14 protein-coding genes are annotated in these 14193 nt (G+C 64.0%); 3 read left to right on the top strand and 11 right to left on the bottom strand.

The annotated features are described in order from the left end of the window. Positions 1-18: 18 nt before the first annotated feature. Positions 19-1941 carry a PrkA family serine protein kinase gene (locus ACCQ08_RS11125; protein ID WP_239809599.1) on the bottom strand — a complete coding sequence of 641 codons (1923 nt, stop codon included), beginning with the start codon at positions 1939-1941 and terminating at the stop codon, positions 19-21. Positions 1942-2444: 503 nt separating this feature from the next. Between ACCQ08_RS11125 and ACCQ08_RS11120 the strand changes: the two genes are divergently transcribed. Next, the gene (locus tag ACCQ08_RS11120; protein ID WP_373449800.1) at positions 2445-4382 is read left to right on the top strand and encodes a PhoX family phosphatase; all 1938 of its coding nucleotides are present in this window, start codon (positions 2445-2447) and stop codon (positions 4380-4382) included. 92 nt (positions 4383-4474) lie between these two features. Here ACCQ08_RS11120 and trxC read toward each other — a convergent pair whose 3' ends face one another. Further along, complete coding sequence (gene trxC, locus ACCQ08_RS11115) at positions 4475-4912, bottom strand: thioredoxin TrxC (protein ID WP_021028739.1); 438 nt, start codon at positions 4910-4912, stop codon at positions 4475-4477. A 68-nt stretch (positions 4913-4980) separates the two neighbouring features. Continuing rightward, on the bottom strand, positions 4981-5841 hold the full coding sequence (locus ACCQ08_RS11110) for an endonuclease/exonuclease/phosphatase family protein (protein WP_373449799.1): 861 nt from the start codon (positions 5839-5841) through the stop codon (positions 4981-4983). A gap of 119 nt (positions 5842-5960) precedes the next feature. Here ACCQ08_RS11110 and ACCQ08_RS11105 point away from each other — a divergent pair, with 119 nt between their 5' ends. Together ACCQ08_RS11105 and ACCQ08_RS11100 are read left to right on the top strand one after the other, a co-directional pair. Then, positions 5961-6413, top strand: a complete 453-nt coding sequence (locus ACCQ08_RS11105; protein ID WP_373449798.1) for an N-acetyltransferase family protein — start codon at positions 5961-5963, stop codon at positions 6411-6413. A 179-nt stretch (positions 6414-6592) separates the two neighbouring features. Next, positions 6593-7111, top strand: a complete 519-nt coding sequence (locus ACCQ08_RS11100; RefSeq protein WP_373449797.1) for an AAA family ATPase — start codon at positions 6593-6595, stop codon at positions 7109-7111. Positions 7112-7133: 22 nt separating this feature from the next. Here ACCQ08_RS11100 and ACCQ08_RS11095 read toward each other — a convergent pair whose 3' ends face one another. From ACCQ08_RS11095 to ACCQ08_RS11060, 8 genes are all read right to left on the bottom strand, one after another. Then, positions 7134-7274, bottom strand: coding sequence for a hypothetical protein (locus tag ACCQ08_RS11095; RefSeq protein WP_373449796.1), 141 nt, complete (start codon positions 7272-7274; stop codon positions 7134-7136). Between the two features lie 276 nt (positions 7275-7550). Then, complete coding sequence (locus ACCQ08_RS11090) at positions 7551-8384, bottom strand: carbohydrate ABC transporter permease (protein WP_373449795.1); 834 nt, start codon at positions 8382-8384, stop codon at positions 7551-7553. Beyond that, complete coding sequence (locus ACCQ08_RS11085) at positions 8381-9280, bottom strand: carbohydrate ABC transporter permease (protein WP_239809606.1); 900 nt, start codon at positions 9278-9280, stop codon at positions 8381-8383. Before ACCQ08_RS11085 ends, ACCQ08_RS11090 begins: the two co-directional genes overlap by 4 nt. Before the next feature lie 84 nt (positions 9281-9364). Next, positions 9365-10651, bottom strand: coding sequence for an ABC transporter substrate-binding protein (locus tag ACCQ08_RS11080; RefSeq protein ID WP_373449927.1), 1287 nt, complete (start codon positions 10649-10651; stop codon positions 9365-9367). Between the two features lie 86 nt (positions 10652-10737). Then, a complete protein-coding gene (locus ACCQ08_RS11075) occupies positions 10738-11763 on the bottom strand; it encodes an ABC transporter ATP-binding protein (RefSeq protein WP_312411324.1) in 1026 nt (341 codons plus the stop codon). Between the two features lie 158 nt (positions 11764-11921). Further along, a complete protein-coding gene (locus ACCQ08_RS11070; protein WP_021028510.1) occupies positions 11922-12116 on the bottom strand; it encodes a DUF2905 family protein in 195 nt (64 codons plus the stop codon). Positions 12117-12153: 37 nt separating this feature from the next. Next, a complete protein-coding gene (locus ACCQ08_RS11065; protein ID WP_373449794.1) occupies positions 12154-13767 on the bottom strand; it encodes an amidohydrolase in 1614 nt (537 codons plus the stop codon). 88 nt (positions 13768-13855) lie between these two features. Then, positions 13856-14193: hypothetical protein (locus ACCQ08_RS11060; RefSeq protein ID WP_373449793.1), on the bottom strand; the 338-nt coding region annotated here is incomplete at its 5' end.

The following is a 14193-nucleotide window of genomic DNA, read 5'->3' as shown; positions in this document are numbered from 1 at the left end:
CGCGCCGTTCGGTCTGCTTCAGCTGCTCTTGCGCACGCGCAGGTACCACTCGCACAGCAGGCGCACCTGCTTGGGGGTGTAGCCCTTGGCTTCCATGCGGGTGACAAAGTCCTCGTGCTTGCGCGCATCCTCGGCGCTGGCCTTGGCATTGAAGCTGATGACCGGCAACAGCTCTTCGGTGTTGGAGAACATCTTCTTCTCGATCACCAGGCGCAGTTTCTCGTAGCTGGTCCAGCTGGGGTTCTTGCCCTGGTTGTTGGCACGCGCACGCAACACGAAGTTGACGATCTCGTTGCGGAAATCCTTCGCATTGGCAATGCCGGCCGGCTTTTCAACCTTCTCCAGCTCGGCGTTGAGCGCATTGCGGTCAAACACCTCGCCGGTGTCGGTATCGCGGTACTCGCTGTCCTGGATCCAGTAGTCGGCATAGGTGACATAGCGGTCAAAGATGTTCTGGCCGTACTCGCTGTAGCTTTCCAGATAGGCGGTCTGGATTTCCTTGCCGATGAACTCGGCGTAGTGCGGCGACAGGTACTCCTTGATGTAGCTGGTGTAGCGGGTCTCCACATCGGCAGGGAACTGCTCGCGCCCGATCTGCTGCTCCAGCACATACATCAGGTGCACCGGGTTGGCTGCCACCTCGGTGCTGTCGTAATTGAAGACCTTGGACAGGATCTTGAACGCAAAGCGCGTGGAGATGCCGGACATGCCCTCGTCCACGCCGGCGTAGTCGCGGTACTCCTGGTAGCTCTTGGCGCGTGGGTCGGTGTCCTTGAGGCTTTCGCCGTCATACACCTGCATCTTGCTGAAGATGCTGGAGTTCTCGGGCTCCTTGAGGCGGGTGAGCACCGCAAACTGCGCCATCATCTTGAGGGTGCCGGGCGCGCAGACAGCGCTGGCCAGCGAGGATTCGCGGATGAGTTTTTCGTAGATGCGCACCTCCTCGGACACGCGCAGGCAATACGGCACCTTGACGATGTAGACCCGGTCGAGGAAGGCCTCGTTGTTGCGGTTGTTGCGGAAGGCCTTCCACTCACTCTCGTTGCTGTGGGCGAGCACCATGCCATCGAAGGGTATGGCGCCAAAGCCCTCAGTGCCCTTGTAGTTGCCTTCCTGGGTGGCCGTCAGCAGCGGATGAAGCACCTTGATCGGTGCCTTGAACATTTCGACAAACTCCAGCAGGCCCTGGTTGGCCAAGCACAGGCCGCCCGAGTAGCTGTAGGCATCGGTATCGTCCTGGGCATAGTTCTCCAGCTTGCGGATGTCGACCTTGCCGACCAGGCTCGAAATGTCCTGGTTGTTCTCGTCACCCGGCTCGGTCTTGGCAATACCGATCTGGCGCGAGATGCTGGGGTAGCGCTTGACGACGCGGAACTGCCGAATATCACCGCCGTACTCATCGAGGCGCTTGACGGCCCAGGGTGAGAGCACATGGTTGAGGCAACGGCGCGGAATGCCAAACTGCTCTTCAAGGACCGGTCCGTCCTCGATCGGATCGAACAGCGCCAGCGGGGATTCATTGACCGGTGAGCCCTTGAGCGAATAGAACGGCACCTTCTGGATCAGGTATTTCAGGCGCTCGGCGATTGAGCTCTTGCCGCCCCCCACCGGGCCCAGCAGGTACAGGATCTGCTTGCGCTCCTCCAGGCCCTGGGCGGCATGGCGGAAGAAGCTCACGACCTGCTCGATGGAGTCTTCCATGCCGTAGAACTCGGCAAATGCAGGGTAGCGGCGGATCACCTTGTTCGCAAACAGGCGCGAGAGATGCGGATCGTTGCGGGTGTCGATCATCTCCGGCTCCCCGATGGCCGCCAGCATGCGGTGGGCCGCCCCCTCGTAGACCATCGGGTCACGCTGGCACAGCGCAAGAAACTCGTCGAGCGACATTTCCTCCTCCCGCAGACGAACGTAGCGGGCGGCAGAGTTGCTGATGACATCCATACGACCTCCGTGGCGGCACCCAAGGGGCTGACCGTGCCGCAAACTTGTTAGGACCCCTCTGCAAAACTCTCTGCCATGGCCGCAATGCATCCATACCATTTGGCGAGGGTTTTGCAGAACCTCCCTAGGCAACCGTTATCGTGACTTGGTTTTAGCACCTTAGCGGCGCTTTGACCAGATCACTTTTCCTACACACGGATGACCACAATGCGGGCAATATTTCTGGTTACGGGGCCACTGCCTGCGCTGGCCCATAAAGGGCACACTTCCCCTCGAGCGGCGCCGCTCCGCCTCGCGCCATGCGTGCAGGCCACAGCGGCGCTTGGCGGCTGAAGGCGGCAAGACGGCCCGCTCCTATCGTCATAAAAACGACACACCCGCGTCACACCCCTGCCATCGGCGCCGCCGATACTCCGTGCGCACCACAGAGCATGTTCGCCCGGATCTCTCATGGGCCTCTGTGGTGCATCCAACACGACATAACACCCCACGGAGTTACCGATATGAGCGCAGTGCTGACCTCGCGTCGCCGTCTTTTGCAATTTCTGGGCAGCGCACCATTGCTGCCTCTGTCCAGCTCCCTGTCGGCCGCAGGCCTGCTGACCGCCTGCGGCGGGGGTGACGACGACGATGGCCCGACGGCGGCGTTCAAGTCGGTGAGCTTCTCCAACATGGCTGCGCCCAACCTGACCAACCCCGCAGCGATGGCCACCACCTCGACCAGCGCCGTGATGACCATCCTGTACGCCGACGACAGCAAGCGCGAAGTGGCGCTGGCCTACGAATCGTTCTTCGTCACCGGCGACATGGTGGCGGACGGCAAGGGCGGCAAGATCCTGGCCGGCGGCTACTACGACATCAACAACCAGCCGATCATCGACAAATCGGTGGCGGGCAGCGAGCGCCAGTTCTTCTCCGACTGCCCCGATGGCTCGTCGATCATCCAGGTCGCCGACGCCAAGGTGGACGGCGTCAAGGGCAAGCCCGTGTTTGCCGTCGTGCAGTTCGAGTACACCTCCAAGGACCAGTCCGGCGCCGATGCCTACGGCACCTTGCCTTCGCCGATCGCCGTGCTGACGCTGGACCAGGACCAGGACACCGGCAAGCTGAGCCTGGTCAAGTACCACAACGTCGACATGTCCAAGGCCCACGGCCTGTGGATCACCTGCGGCGCCAGCCTCTCGCCGTGGAACACCCACCTGTCCAGCGAAGAGTACGAGCCCGATGCGTTCACCGCTGCCAGCTCGGCCCAGTTCAAGGCCTTCAGCAAGCATGTGTACGGCAACGAGACCACGGCCAACCCTTACCACTACGGCCACCTGCCGGAGATCATCGTCAACAAGGACGGCACCGGAACGGTCAAGAAGCATTACTGCCTGGGCCGCATCTCGCACGAGCTGATCCATGTGATGCCCGACAACCGCACCGCGCTGATGGGCGATGACTACACCAATGGCGGCCTGTTCATGTTCGTGGCCGACAAGGAAAAAGACCTGTCCGCCGGCAACCTGTACGTCGCGCATTACACTGATGTGCTGACCGACACCTCGACCGCCAAGATGGAATGGATCCACCTGGGCCATGCCACCAGCGCCGAGATCGAAGCGCTCGCTAACAGCCTCAAGCCGACCGACATCATGGAGTCGCTGACGGCCGACCCCAAGGACCCCAGCTATACCGCGGTGTTCCTGGACGGCAAGGCCGCCTGGCTCAAGCTCAAGCCGGGTATGGAAAAGGCGGCCGCCTTCCTGGAAACCCACCGCTACGCCAACCTGGTCGGCGGCTCGATGGCATTCACCAAGATGGAAGGCACCACCGTCAACATCAAGGACAAGGTCGCCTACTCGGCACTGGCCAACATCCAGACCTCGATGATCAATGGTGACAAGGCCTGGAATGCCAAGCACAACGTGACCTTCCCCAAGACCGTGAAGGCCGGCGGCGTGCTGGCCCACAACCTGGGCGGCGGCATCAAGGACCGTCAGGGCGCCACCATCAACAGCGAATGGGTGCCACAGCAGTCGCACATGCTGATGATGGGTGAGGACATTGCCGCAGACGCACTGGGCAACACCTCCAACCCCGACAAGATCGCCAGCCCGGACAACCTGAAGTTCTCCGAAAAGATGCGCACCTTGTTCATCGGCGAAGACAGCGGCAACCACGTGAACAACTTCCTGTGGGCCTATAACGCGGACACCAAGCAGCTGTCGCGCATCCTCTCAACCCCTGCGGGCGCCGAATCCACCGGCCTGCACGCCGTGGACGAGGCCAACGGCTGGACCTACATCATGAGCAACTTCCAGCACCCGGGCGACTGGAGCGCGCTGCATGCCAAGATCAAGGACCAGCTCGATCCGCTGATCAACGCCAACTACAAGAACAAGTTTGGCGCCTCGGTCGGCTACCTGACCGGCAAGCCGCAAGCCGTGAAGCTGTAATCTGCCCACAGCGTGCGCGTGGCCACGCGCGCACGCGCTTTACAGACAACGATGCCATCCGGACGGATGGCATTTTTCATGGCCCTGCGCGGCTACAAAACCGATTGCAGCCAGCGCACGATCTCACCGGGCGGCAGCGCGCCGGAGATGCGTGCGGCCTCCTGGCCGCCCTTGAACACCACCATGGTCGGAATGCTGCGGATATTGAAGGGCTGGGCCACATGCGGATAGGCCTCGGTATCGAGCTTGGCAAAGCGCAGCCGGGGCTCCAGCTGTTTGGCGGCCAGTGCATAGCCGGGGGCCATCTGCAGGCAGGGGCCGCACCAGGGCGCCCAGAAATCCACGACGACAGGGATGTGGTTGCGCCCCAGCTGCTTGGCAAAGCTGTCGGCATCCAGCGCGACCGGTTCGCCGGTGAACAAGGGCTGGTGGCAGCTGCCGCAATCGGGCTGCTGGGCCAGCTGCGCGCGCTGCACGCGGTTGGTGGTATGACAATGGGGGCACACGATGTGCAAGCTGTCTTCCGTCATGGGGCACTCTCCTGCTGCCCATCATAGGCAGACCTAGAAGGCGCAGGTGCAGGCCGAGGCCGCATATTTCAAGCCAGGGTCAGCAGCACCGGCTGGTGGTCGGACAGCTGTGTGGCGCTGTCGCTGTGCCAGGCCTGCAGATGGCTGCACAGGCTGCCGCTGACCAGCGCAAAATCGCAGGCCACTGGCGCGGGCCCCCAGGTGCGGTCAAACAGGCAGAAGGTGGGCGGCTGCGGCGCACTGCCATGCAGCAGCGGCCAGCTGTCATGCCACAGCGCGGATCCGTCGGTCTGGGCTGCAACCAGCGCGGCATAGGCGGGCTCGCCGGCGTGCATGTTGAAATCGCCACACAACACCGCATGCGGGGTGTGCACTGGCGTGGTGTAAGGCGTGGCCGCCGCTGCCGCACCGGGCAGTGCCTGCAGCTGCGCCAGCGCCTCGGCATGGATTGCCCGCAGCGCCTGCACCTGGGCCATGCGCTGGCGCGCACTGTGGTACTCCAGATGCGTGCACATCACCCGCACCAGGCCCAGGGCCGGGTCGCGCACCGTCACCACCAGGCAACCCCGGGGCATGCTGACCACAGCGGCCTCGGCCAGCCAGGGCAGGCGGTGCTGCGCCACCTCGGCCACCGGCAGGCGGCTGGCCACCACATTGCCAAAGCGGCGGCGCTGGCCGCTGGCATCCACCCCATCGGTGGTGGCGCCAAAGAACAGCTGCCAGCCCGGCAGCAGTGCCTGCAGCTGCGCCACCTGGTCGCCCGGTGCGCCCGCCAGCCCGCCATGGCCCACAGCCACCTCCTGCAGGCAAAGCACATCGATGCCGCCCGTGCCCGTGCCCATCGCCAACGCATGGCGCACGATGCGTGCCGGATCAACCAGGCCATCGAGGCCGCAGCACCATTGCACATTCCAGGTCAGTATTTGCATGTGGAAAACTCTGTGGATAGCCGCGCCCGCTGGCGCCATCGCCCGCCATTGTGCAGCAGGGGCCAGGCATTTTTCGTATCAGTGCCCTAAGCCAGACCCAGCGCCCCTATAGTCGGGCGATGTCCAAGCACCAAGATTCCTTTCAGATCCGCCCCGCTACCGTGGACGATGTCGCGGCCATGTTCCAGGTGCGCCTGGCCGTCGCCGAGAACCGCCTGAACCGTGACGCGCTGGCCGCCGTCGGCGTAACCCCCGACTCCATTGCCGAGGCCATCCGCAGCGCGCCTTGCGCCTGGGTCGCCACGACCGAAGGCGAAGTCGCCGGCTTTGCGATGGTGGACCTGGACAGCGCCTGCCTGTTTGCGCTGTTTGTGCGCAGCAACCACGAAGGCCGGGGCATGGGCAGCGCCCTGTGCCAGGTCTGCGAGCAGGCCTTGTTTGCGCAGCATGAAGTGGCCTGGCTGGAAACAGCCAAAACCAGCCGCGCCGCGCGCCTCTACCGCCACCTGGGCTGGGGCAACGAGAGCGATATCGGCGATGGCGATATTCGCCTGACCAAGCGGCGCGATTGACGCCGCACACCGCTGCAGGCTGGCCGGGCTTCTGCTACATTGCGCTGATGGCTCTGTGCACCGCCCCACGAATTATTCGCATCGTCGAACCGACGGTGGGATAGCGCGCGGCCACGCAAGCATGCAACCCACCCTGGAGGTGGGTTTTCCGTCTCTGGGGCTCCCTTCAAGGAGATGGAATGAACACCACCCAAGCGCCTGATACCCCAGCCGGTAGCCCTAGCGGCACCCTGCACCTGCTCTGCGGAAAGATCGCCTCCGGCAAATCCACCTTGGCCCGGCAGCTCGCCGCGCAGCCCCGCACCGTGCTGGTCAGCGAGGATGCCTGGCTTGCCCCGTTGTACCCGGATGCGCTGGTCTCGATCCAGGACTATGTGCTGCTGTCCGCCAGACTGCGCAGCGCGATGCAGCCCCACATCGTGTCGCTGCTCCAAGCCGGCACTTCGGTGGTGCTGGATTTCCCGTCCAACACCACCGCCACCCGCGCCTGGGCGCGCAGCATCTTTGAAGCAGCAGGGGCGCCGCATGTGCTGCACTGGCTGCAGCTGCCCGACGACGAATGCAAGCGCCGCCTGCGGGCGCGCAATGCGTCGGGCGAGCATCCGTTTGAAACCAGCGATGCGCAGTTTGACCTGATCAGCCAGCACTTTGTGGCACCGTCTGCGGCGGAGGGCTTTCAGCTGGTGCTGCACGGCTGATAACCGCTGCCAGCGCAAGGGGTTACACCAGCGCCCGGGCGTCCCCACGCAGCTGGAATACATTCGCATTGCAGGCGCTGTAGCCGGGGCCGGCCCAGGCCACGTGGAACATCGCTCCACCCAGACTGCTGGCGCGGGCGCCGGCAGCCTGCAGCGATGGCATATGACAAAGAACGCAGTGCCACGTTCTCGCGCCCCTGACGCGGCGTGATGACGCGGATGCGGCCGGCGGTCGCGGCCGGGATGGCACCCAACTCCAGCCGCAAGGCGGCAAACGCTGCCACGCAACCGTGGCAAACGGTTCTGCTCCTTCAGGCATGGCAGCTGCGCATCACACTGCGCGGCACGCGCGATATTCCTGACTTACAGCACCACGCCAGCCCGATCCTTGGCGGACATTGACGGCTCTGTGGAACGTACTGCCCCCAAGAGCGCCGCCTTACTTGATCCCAGCCCGCATAAAGCTCTGCACAAACTGGCGCTGGAACAGGACGAAGCCGATCAGCAGCGGCGCCGAGGTCATCAAGGTCGCCGCGGTGATGGTGGACCAGTCCACGCCCTGCTCCACGCTGGAGAACACCTGCAGCCCGACGGTGAGCGGGCGCGATTCCACGCTGTTGGTGATGATCAGCGGCCAGAGAAAATTGTTCCAGTGAAAGCTCACCGACACCAGCGCAAAGGCGGTGTAGACCGGCCGGGCCAGCGGCACATAGACGCGCCAGAGGATCTGCAAGGTGCTGGCCCCTTCGACACGCGCGGCCTCGTCCAGCTCCTTGGGGATGCCCATGAAGGTCTGGCGCAGCAGGAAGATTGCAAAGGCCGAGGCAAAGTACGGCAGGCCAATCGCGAACAAGGTATCGACCAGACCGAGCCGGGCCATGGTCTGGTAGTTCTCCACCAGCAGGATGTCGGGCATGATCATCAGCTGCACCAGCACCAGCGCAAAGGCGATGTTCTTGCCCCGGAACTGGTAGCGCGCAAACGCAAAGGCAGCCAAGGTGGACAGCAGCAACTGCGCCGCCAGGATGAGAGCCACCAGCAAGCTCGTGTTCAGAAAGTAGCGCGCAAACGGTGCGGCATCCCAGGCCTTGCGGAAGTTCTGCAGGGTCCAGGGGGCGCTCAGGTCAAAGCGGATCGCGTAGTCGCTGGGGTGGAAGGCGGTCCAGAACGCATAGGCCAGCGGCAGAATCCACAGCAGCGCCAGCAGCCAGGCGGCAACGGTGTCCAGCCAGGTATGGCGGTAGATGACGGCAGGGGCTTGGCTGCGGCTCATTGGTAGTGCACCTTCTTGTCCAGCACAAAGAACTGGAACAGCGCCACGCTGGAGAGCACCACCACCAGCACCACGGTGATGGCCGCTGCATAGGCCGTGTCCCAGAACTTGAAGCCCACCTCATACAGGTGGTAGAGCAGCAAGGTGGTGGCATTGTCCGGGCCGCCCCGGGTCAGGATGAACACATGGTCCACCAGACGGAAGGCATTGATCACCGCATTGACCAGCACGAACACCGTGGTCGGCATCAGCAGCGGCCACTGCACCCGGCGGAAGAAGTACCAACGCGAGGCACCCTCGATCGCGGCTGCTTCCTTCAGGCTGGGGTTGAGCGTTTGCAGCGCTGCCAGGTAGAAGATCATGAAAAAACCGGCTTCCTTCCACACCGCCACCAGGGTGATCGCCCCCAGCGCGGTGGACGGGCTGCCCAGCCAGTTGTGCGACGGCAGGCCCAGCGCGCCGGTGACCTGCTCCAGCAGGCCGTACTGCGGCGTGTAGAAGAACAGCCAGATATTGGCCACCGCAATCATCGGCAGCACCGTGGGCGTGAAATACGCCATGCGCACAAAGGTGCGGCCGGCGATGCGCTCGTTCACCCAGACAGCCATCAGCAGCGCCAGGCCGATGGAGGCGGGAATCGTGGCCGCCGCAAACCAGAGGTTGTTGCGCACCGCCTGCCAGAACACCGGGTCCTCGGCCATGGCCTGGTAGTTCTCGGCTCCCACCCACACTGCGGCACGTGCGCCCTTGGGGGTGGAGTAAAAGCTGTCGATCAAGGTCGCCACTGCGGGCCAGTGGGTGAAGGCGACCAGCAGCACCAGCGCAGGCAGCAGCAGCAACCAGGCGTGGATGCTGCGCTGGCCGCTGCCGGCCATGGACGAGGAAGAAGCGCTCATGCGTTGGGTGTCTCTCAATGGGGCGGGATGGCTCCCCCACCCTGCCCCGGCATGGCCTGCAAGCGGGCCACGCCGGGTACGGCTTTACTGGTAGCTGCGCAGGATGCGGTCGGCTTCCTTCTGCGCATCCTTCATCGCCTGCGCCGAGGTCTTGGTGCCGTTCAGCGCAGCCTGCACCGCGTCGTTCAGCACCTTGGTCACGCGCTGGTTGTCATGCGTGGAGAACTCGGCCACCGAGACGGGCAACTGGTCGCGGGCGACCAGCGCCTGCGGGAACTCCTGGCCGTATTTCTTCAGCGCCGGCGTGTCATAGGCCGCAGGCGATACGGCCACATAGCCGCTGTCCATGCTCCACTGCGCAGCGCGCTCGGGCTGGGTCACCCACTTGGCAAATTCGAAAGCGGCCTGCTGCTGCTCCTTGGGTGCCTTCTTGAAGATGTAGAAGTTGCCGCCACCGGTGGGCGAGCCGCCCTTGCGCACATGGCCGGCGATCTGGCCAACCCCGAAATCAAACTTGGCATTGGCCTTGATATTGGTCAGGTTGCCGGTGGTGGTGACGATGATCGCGGCCTTCTTCTCCAAAAAGTCCTTCGGCGTCGTGCCCCACTCGATCACGCCCTTGGGGTGCACGCCTTCCTTGGTCAGGTTGACCCAGTAGTCCAGCGCCTCGATCACCTTGGGGTTGTCGAAGCTGACCTTGGTGCCCGCCTCGTTGGCCAGCAACACATCATTGGGGGTGGTCAGGGTTTGCAGCATCCAGTAGGCAAATCCGGTCGATGGGATCTGGATGCCGTACTGGGTCACATTGCCGCTGGCGTCTTTCTTGGTGAGCTTCCTGGCCGCCTCGCTCAGCTCCTTCCAGGTGGCAGGGGCCTTGTTCGGGTCCAGGCCGGCCTCCTTGAAGGCTTCCTTGTTGTAGTACATCACCACGGTGGAGCGCTGGAAAGGCACGCCCCAGGTCTTGCCACCCGTCTGGCTGTTGGCCATGAAGGCGGGGTAGAAGCCCTTGAGCCAGGCCTTGTCGGCATCGGTCTTCGCGAAGTCGTCGATCGGCACGATGGCGTCGTCGTCGATCAGCGTAAACATGTCGGTCGACAGCAGCACCGAGGTGGCCGGTGCCTTGCCCGACTTGTTGGCGGTGAGCGCCTTGACAATGGTTTCCTGGTAGGTGCCCGCGTAGATCGGCGTGATCTTGTACTGCGGATGCGCCTTGTTGAAGTCATTGGCGTAGCCGTCGATCACCTTGGTGATCGGGCCGCCCACGGCCACGGGGTAGTAGAAAGGCACTTCCAGCGGATCGGCCGCATGCGCGAGGCCCGCACCCAGGCCGAGCATGGCGGCGGCCGATGCGGCCAGGGTCTTCAAAAACATATTGCGTTGCACGGAATCACTCCTCGGGTTGAGCGCCTGCCTGCAGGCGCTGCTCAAACAGACCAGTCAAAGAAAAATGGGTCGCCTCAGGCCATGCGCAGGCCATCGGCATCGAAGAAATGCATGTCTTCCGCACGCCAGGCCAGGCGCAGCGCCTGCCCCACGGCCGCTGCCTGCTGGCCGGGTGCGCGCACCGTGATCTGCTCGCTGCCAATCGCGCAGCGCAGCACCACATCGGCGCCCAGGTATTCCAGGCCGATCACCTGCGCATCTACGCCTTCGGCTGCCAGGCACTGCACCGCCTCGGGCCGCAAGCCCAGTGCCGCAGCACCGGCCGGCGCTGGCACCTGCACCTGGCTGCCGGCAATCGCGCCATCGCTGAGCCGCAGCAAATTCATCGCCGGTGTGCCAATGAAGCGTGCCGCAAAGGTGCTGGCGGGGCGGGCGTACATCTCGCGCGGGGTCGCGCATTGCTCGACCCGGCCCTGGTGCAGCAGCACCACCTGGTCGGCCATGCTCATCGCTTCGGTCTGGTCATGGGTGACATAGACCACGGTCAGCCCCAGGCGCTGCTGCAGCTCGCGCAGCTCGGCACGCATCTCCTGGCGCAGCTGGGCATCCAGGTTCGACAGCGGCTCATCCATCAGGCAGACATGGGCCTGCGCCACCAGCGCCCGGCCCAGCGCCACGCGCTGCTGCTGGCCGCCCGAGAGCTGGCCCGGCTTGCGGTCCAGCAGGTGCGCCAGGCCCAGCAGCCCGGCCGCATCCTTCAAGCGCTTGTCAGCCTCGGCCCTGGGCACCTTGCGCACCGCCAACCCAAAGCCGATGTTCTCGGCCACCGACAGATGCGGGAACAGCGCATAGTTCTGGAACACCATCGCAATGCCGCGCTGCGCAGGGGGCAGTTCGGTCACATCGCGCCCTCCAATCAGCACCTGGCCGGCACTGGCCGTCTCCAGCCCGGCAATGATGCGCAGGGTCGTCGATTTGCCGCAGCCCGAAGGGCCGAGCAGCACACAAAAGCTGCCCGGCGCGATCTGCAGATCGACCGAATGCAGCGCCGTGGTGCTGCCCCAGGATTTGGCAACCTGCCGTAACTCAATGCTTGACATCGCGCCAGTGTATGAAAGCGGGATGACAATTTGTTTACAAGCTTTCCCTTAGCTGACAAGCCGCTCCAGCGAAAGCGAAGCATCCACTCCCTGGATTCGCTTACAACCATGACAATGCTGCGGCGCAGCACCGTCGCTGCAGCTCCACGGGAAATTATTTACAGCCAGCGCGCAATCCCGGCCGCCAGCAGGCTCAACACCACCGTGGTTGCAATCGGCAGCCACAAGGTTCTGCCAAACAGCCGAATCTCAAAATCCCCCGGCAAGCGCCCCAGCCCCAGCTTGCGCAGCAGGGCCGCAAAGCCGTTGAGCAGCAGCAGCGCCAGGAAAATCACAATCAGCCAGCGGATCATCGCAAGGCCTCCATAGGACTAAGGGCCAGAGCGCTCATCATGCGGCGCAGTACACCTGCTCGCCGGCAATCCAGGTCTCCTGCACGCGCAAGCTGCCAATGTCGGCGACGGGCACCGTGAAGATATCGCGGTCCAGCACCGCAAAGCTGGCTTCAAAGCCGGGGGCAATCTGGCCGAGCCGGCCCTCGAACGGCGACAGGCTGGCCGCGCGTGCGGTGTAGAGCAGCAGGGCCTGCGGCACGGTCAGCGCCTGGCTGTCCACAATGGGGGCGCCGTTGTAGGCGCGGCGCTGCACGGCGGCCTGGATGGAGACAAAGACATTGTCCGGATCGGCCCAGGTGGTGGCCGGCGCGTCGGACGACAGCGCCACATGGTCGATCTCCTCGTAGAAGGTCTTGAGCGCATAGGACTGGTCGAATTCCGCATCGATCAGGTTCTCGGTGTAGGCCTCGTACTCGGCAAACATGAAGATGATCTGCGTGGCCACGCCCCACTGCATCGGCATGGCGTTCATCTGCGCGATCTGCGCGGGCTTGAGCAAGGTGGCATGCTCCAGCCGCACCGACGGCACGCCCGCCGGCAGCCAGGGATTTTTATCGGCAAAGAAGTCGATCACCAGCTGCAGGGCCGCATCGCCCATCGCATGCACGGCCATCTGCGCGCCGTTGGCCACCGACCATTCATAGGCCTGCGCCAGTGCCGCGCTGCTGAGCAGGGACATGCCAAACAGGCTGCCCGTGTGCTTGTAGGCACAGCTGCACCAGGCCGTCTTGCCGGAGATGGAGCCATCGGCAAACAGCTTGATGCCGGCGATCTTGATGCGGCCATTTTTTTGCGCGGCCTGCAGCCCTGCCAACAGGTCGCCCTTGCAAGGCTCCCAGGAAAAATACAGCGCTGCCTGCTGTTTGAAGCCGGCTTGCGCGGCATCGCGGTAGACATCGAGGTGGTGGAAGGGCTGGGTGAAGGCCATCATGTCGGTCACCGCGACAATGCCGCGCTCGCTGAAGCGCTGCGAGGTGCGCGCCAGGCTGCCCACGGCCTGCGCATAGTCCAGCACCGCCTTGGCCCGCTGCACCACACTGTTGGCCGCCAGCTCGGTCAGCACGCCATTGGGCGAGCCATCGGCATCGCGGCCAAAGTGGCCACCGATGGGGTCGGGCGTGTCCCTGCCAATGCCCGCCAGCGCCAGCGCACGGCTGTTGCAAATACCCGAGTGGCAATCGGAGCGGCCCACATAGACCGGCTGCGTGGCCGACACCAGATCCAGGTCATGGCGCGTTGGCGTGCGCCCTTCCTTCAGCTTGGACTCGTCATAGCCCCAGCCCTCAATCCAGTCGTTGGGTCCGAGCCCCGCCTTGGGGTGCTTTTTCAGCGCCGCAATCAGCCCCGGAATGTCTTCGACCAGCGGCACCGTGCAAGGCACCGCATCGACGATCTGCGACAAGAACGTGGGATGCGTATGCACATCCACAAACCCCGGCACCACCGTCCGCCCCTGCAAATCCACCTGCCGATCCGCCACCGGCTGCGCCGCATCGCCCACATGCCCCACCCAGCGCACCACCCCATCCGCCACCACAAAAGCCGTCGCGAAATCGCTCTCGCTGCGGCCGGTAAAAACATGGGCGTGGGTGAACAGGCAAGAGGACATGACAAGGGCTGCAAAAGCAAAGACGGCCAAGAAGCCGCCATTGTCCGCGATTGCCGGAACCACCTAAAAAACCTAACGCGTTGGCTGTTCAAAACAGCCACGCATGCAGCAAGCGCAGCGCCCGAACCACCACCACCAATGGCGAGATGGGCGCGCAGGCGCGACGCCGGGGGCGCAGACAATACGCCTGTATGGCAAGCCCCCGCAACAAAGCCTGCGCGCCCATATCGCCACCCCAAAACGAAAACTGCCAACGCCCCAAACAACAACAGCACCGCCAGGGAAGCCCACCCAACAGCGGATTGGACTTCAAAACACCCCACAAGGCAGCGAGCGCAGCGCCTGAACCACCACCACCAATGGCGAGATGAGCGCGCAGGCGCGACGCCGGGGGCGCAGACAATACGCCTGTATGGCAAGCCCCCG

Origin of the sequence: Comamonas sp. SY3, assembly GCF_041730275.1 — a bacterium.
Taxonomy (GTDB): domain Bacteria; phylum Pseudomonadota; class Gammaproteobacteria; order Burkholderiales; family Burkholderiaceae_C; genus Comamonas; species Comamonas sediminis.
This window is presented reverse-complemented; position numbering and strand designations above follow the sequence as displayed.

Bases quoted from the DNA above. Each gene is read 5' to 3' on its own strand.
- ACCQ08_RS11125 (WP_239809599.1), bottom strand. From the start codon at position 1,941: ATGGATGTCATCAGCAACTCTGCCGCCCGCTACGTTCGTCTGCGGGAG.
- ACCQ08_RS11120 (WP_373449800.1), top strand. From the start codon at position 2,445: ATGAGCGCAGTGCTGACCTCGCGTCGCCGTCTTTTGCAATTTCTGGGC.
- trxC (WP_021028739.1), bottom strand. From the start codon at position 4,912: ATGACGGAAGACAGCTTGCACATCGTGTGCCCCCATTGTCATACCACC.
- ACCQ08_RS11110 (WP_373449799.1), bottom strand. From the start codon at position 5,841: ATGCAAATACTGACCTGGAATGTGCAATGGTGCTGCGGCCTCGATGGC.
- ACCQ08_RS11105 (WP_373449798.1), top strand. From the start codon at position 5,961: ATGTCCAAGCACCAAGATTCCTTTCAGATCCGCCCCGCTACCGTGGAC.
- ACCQ08_RS11100 (WP_373449797.1), top strand. From the start codon at position 6,593: ATGAACACCACCCAAGCGCCTGATACCCCAGCCGGTAGCCCTAGCGGC.
- ACCQ08_RS11095 (WP_373449796.1), bottom strand. From the start codon at position 7,274: ATGCCATCGCTGCAGGCTGCCGGCGCCCGCGCCAGCAGTCTGGGTGGA.
- ACCQ08_RS11090 (WP_373449795.1), bottom strand. From the start codon at position 8,384: ATGAGCCGCAGCCAAGCCCCTGCCGTCATCTACCGCCATACCTGGCTG.
- ACCQ08_RS11085 (WP_239809606.1), bottom strand. From the start codon at position 9,280: ATGAGCGCTTCTTCCTCGTCCATGGCCGGCAGCGGCCAGCGCAGCATC.
- ACCQ08_RS11080 (WP_373449927.1), bottom strand. From the start codon at position 10,651: ATGTTTTTGAAGACCCTGGCCGCATCGGCCGCCGCCATGCTCGGCCTG.
- ACCQ08_RS11075 (WP_312411324.1), bottom strand. From the start codon at position 11,763: ATGTCAAGCATTGAGTTACGGCAGGTTGCCAAATCCTGGGGCAGCACC.
- ACCQ08_RS11070 (WP_021028510.1), bottom strand. From the start codon at position 12,116: ATGATCCGCTGGCTGATTGTGATTTTCCTGGCGCTGCTGCTGCTCAAC.
- ACCQ08_RS11065 (WP_373449794.1), bottom strand. From the start codon at position 13,767: ATGTCCTCTTGCCTGTTCACCCACGCCCATGTTTTTACCGGCCGCAGC.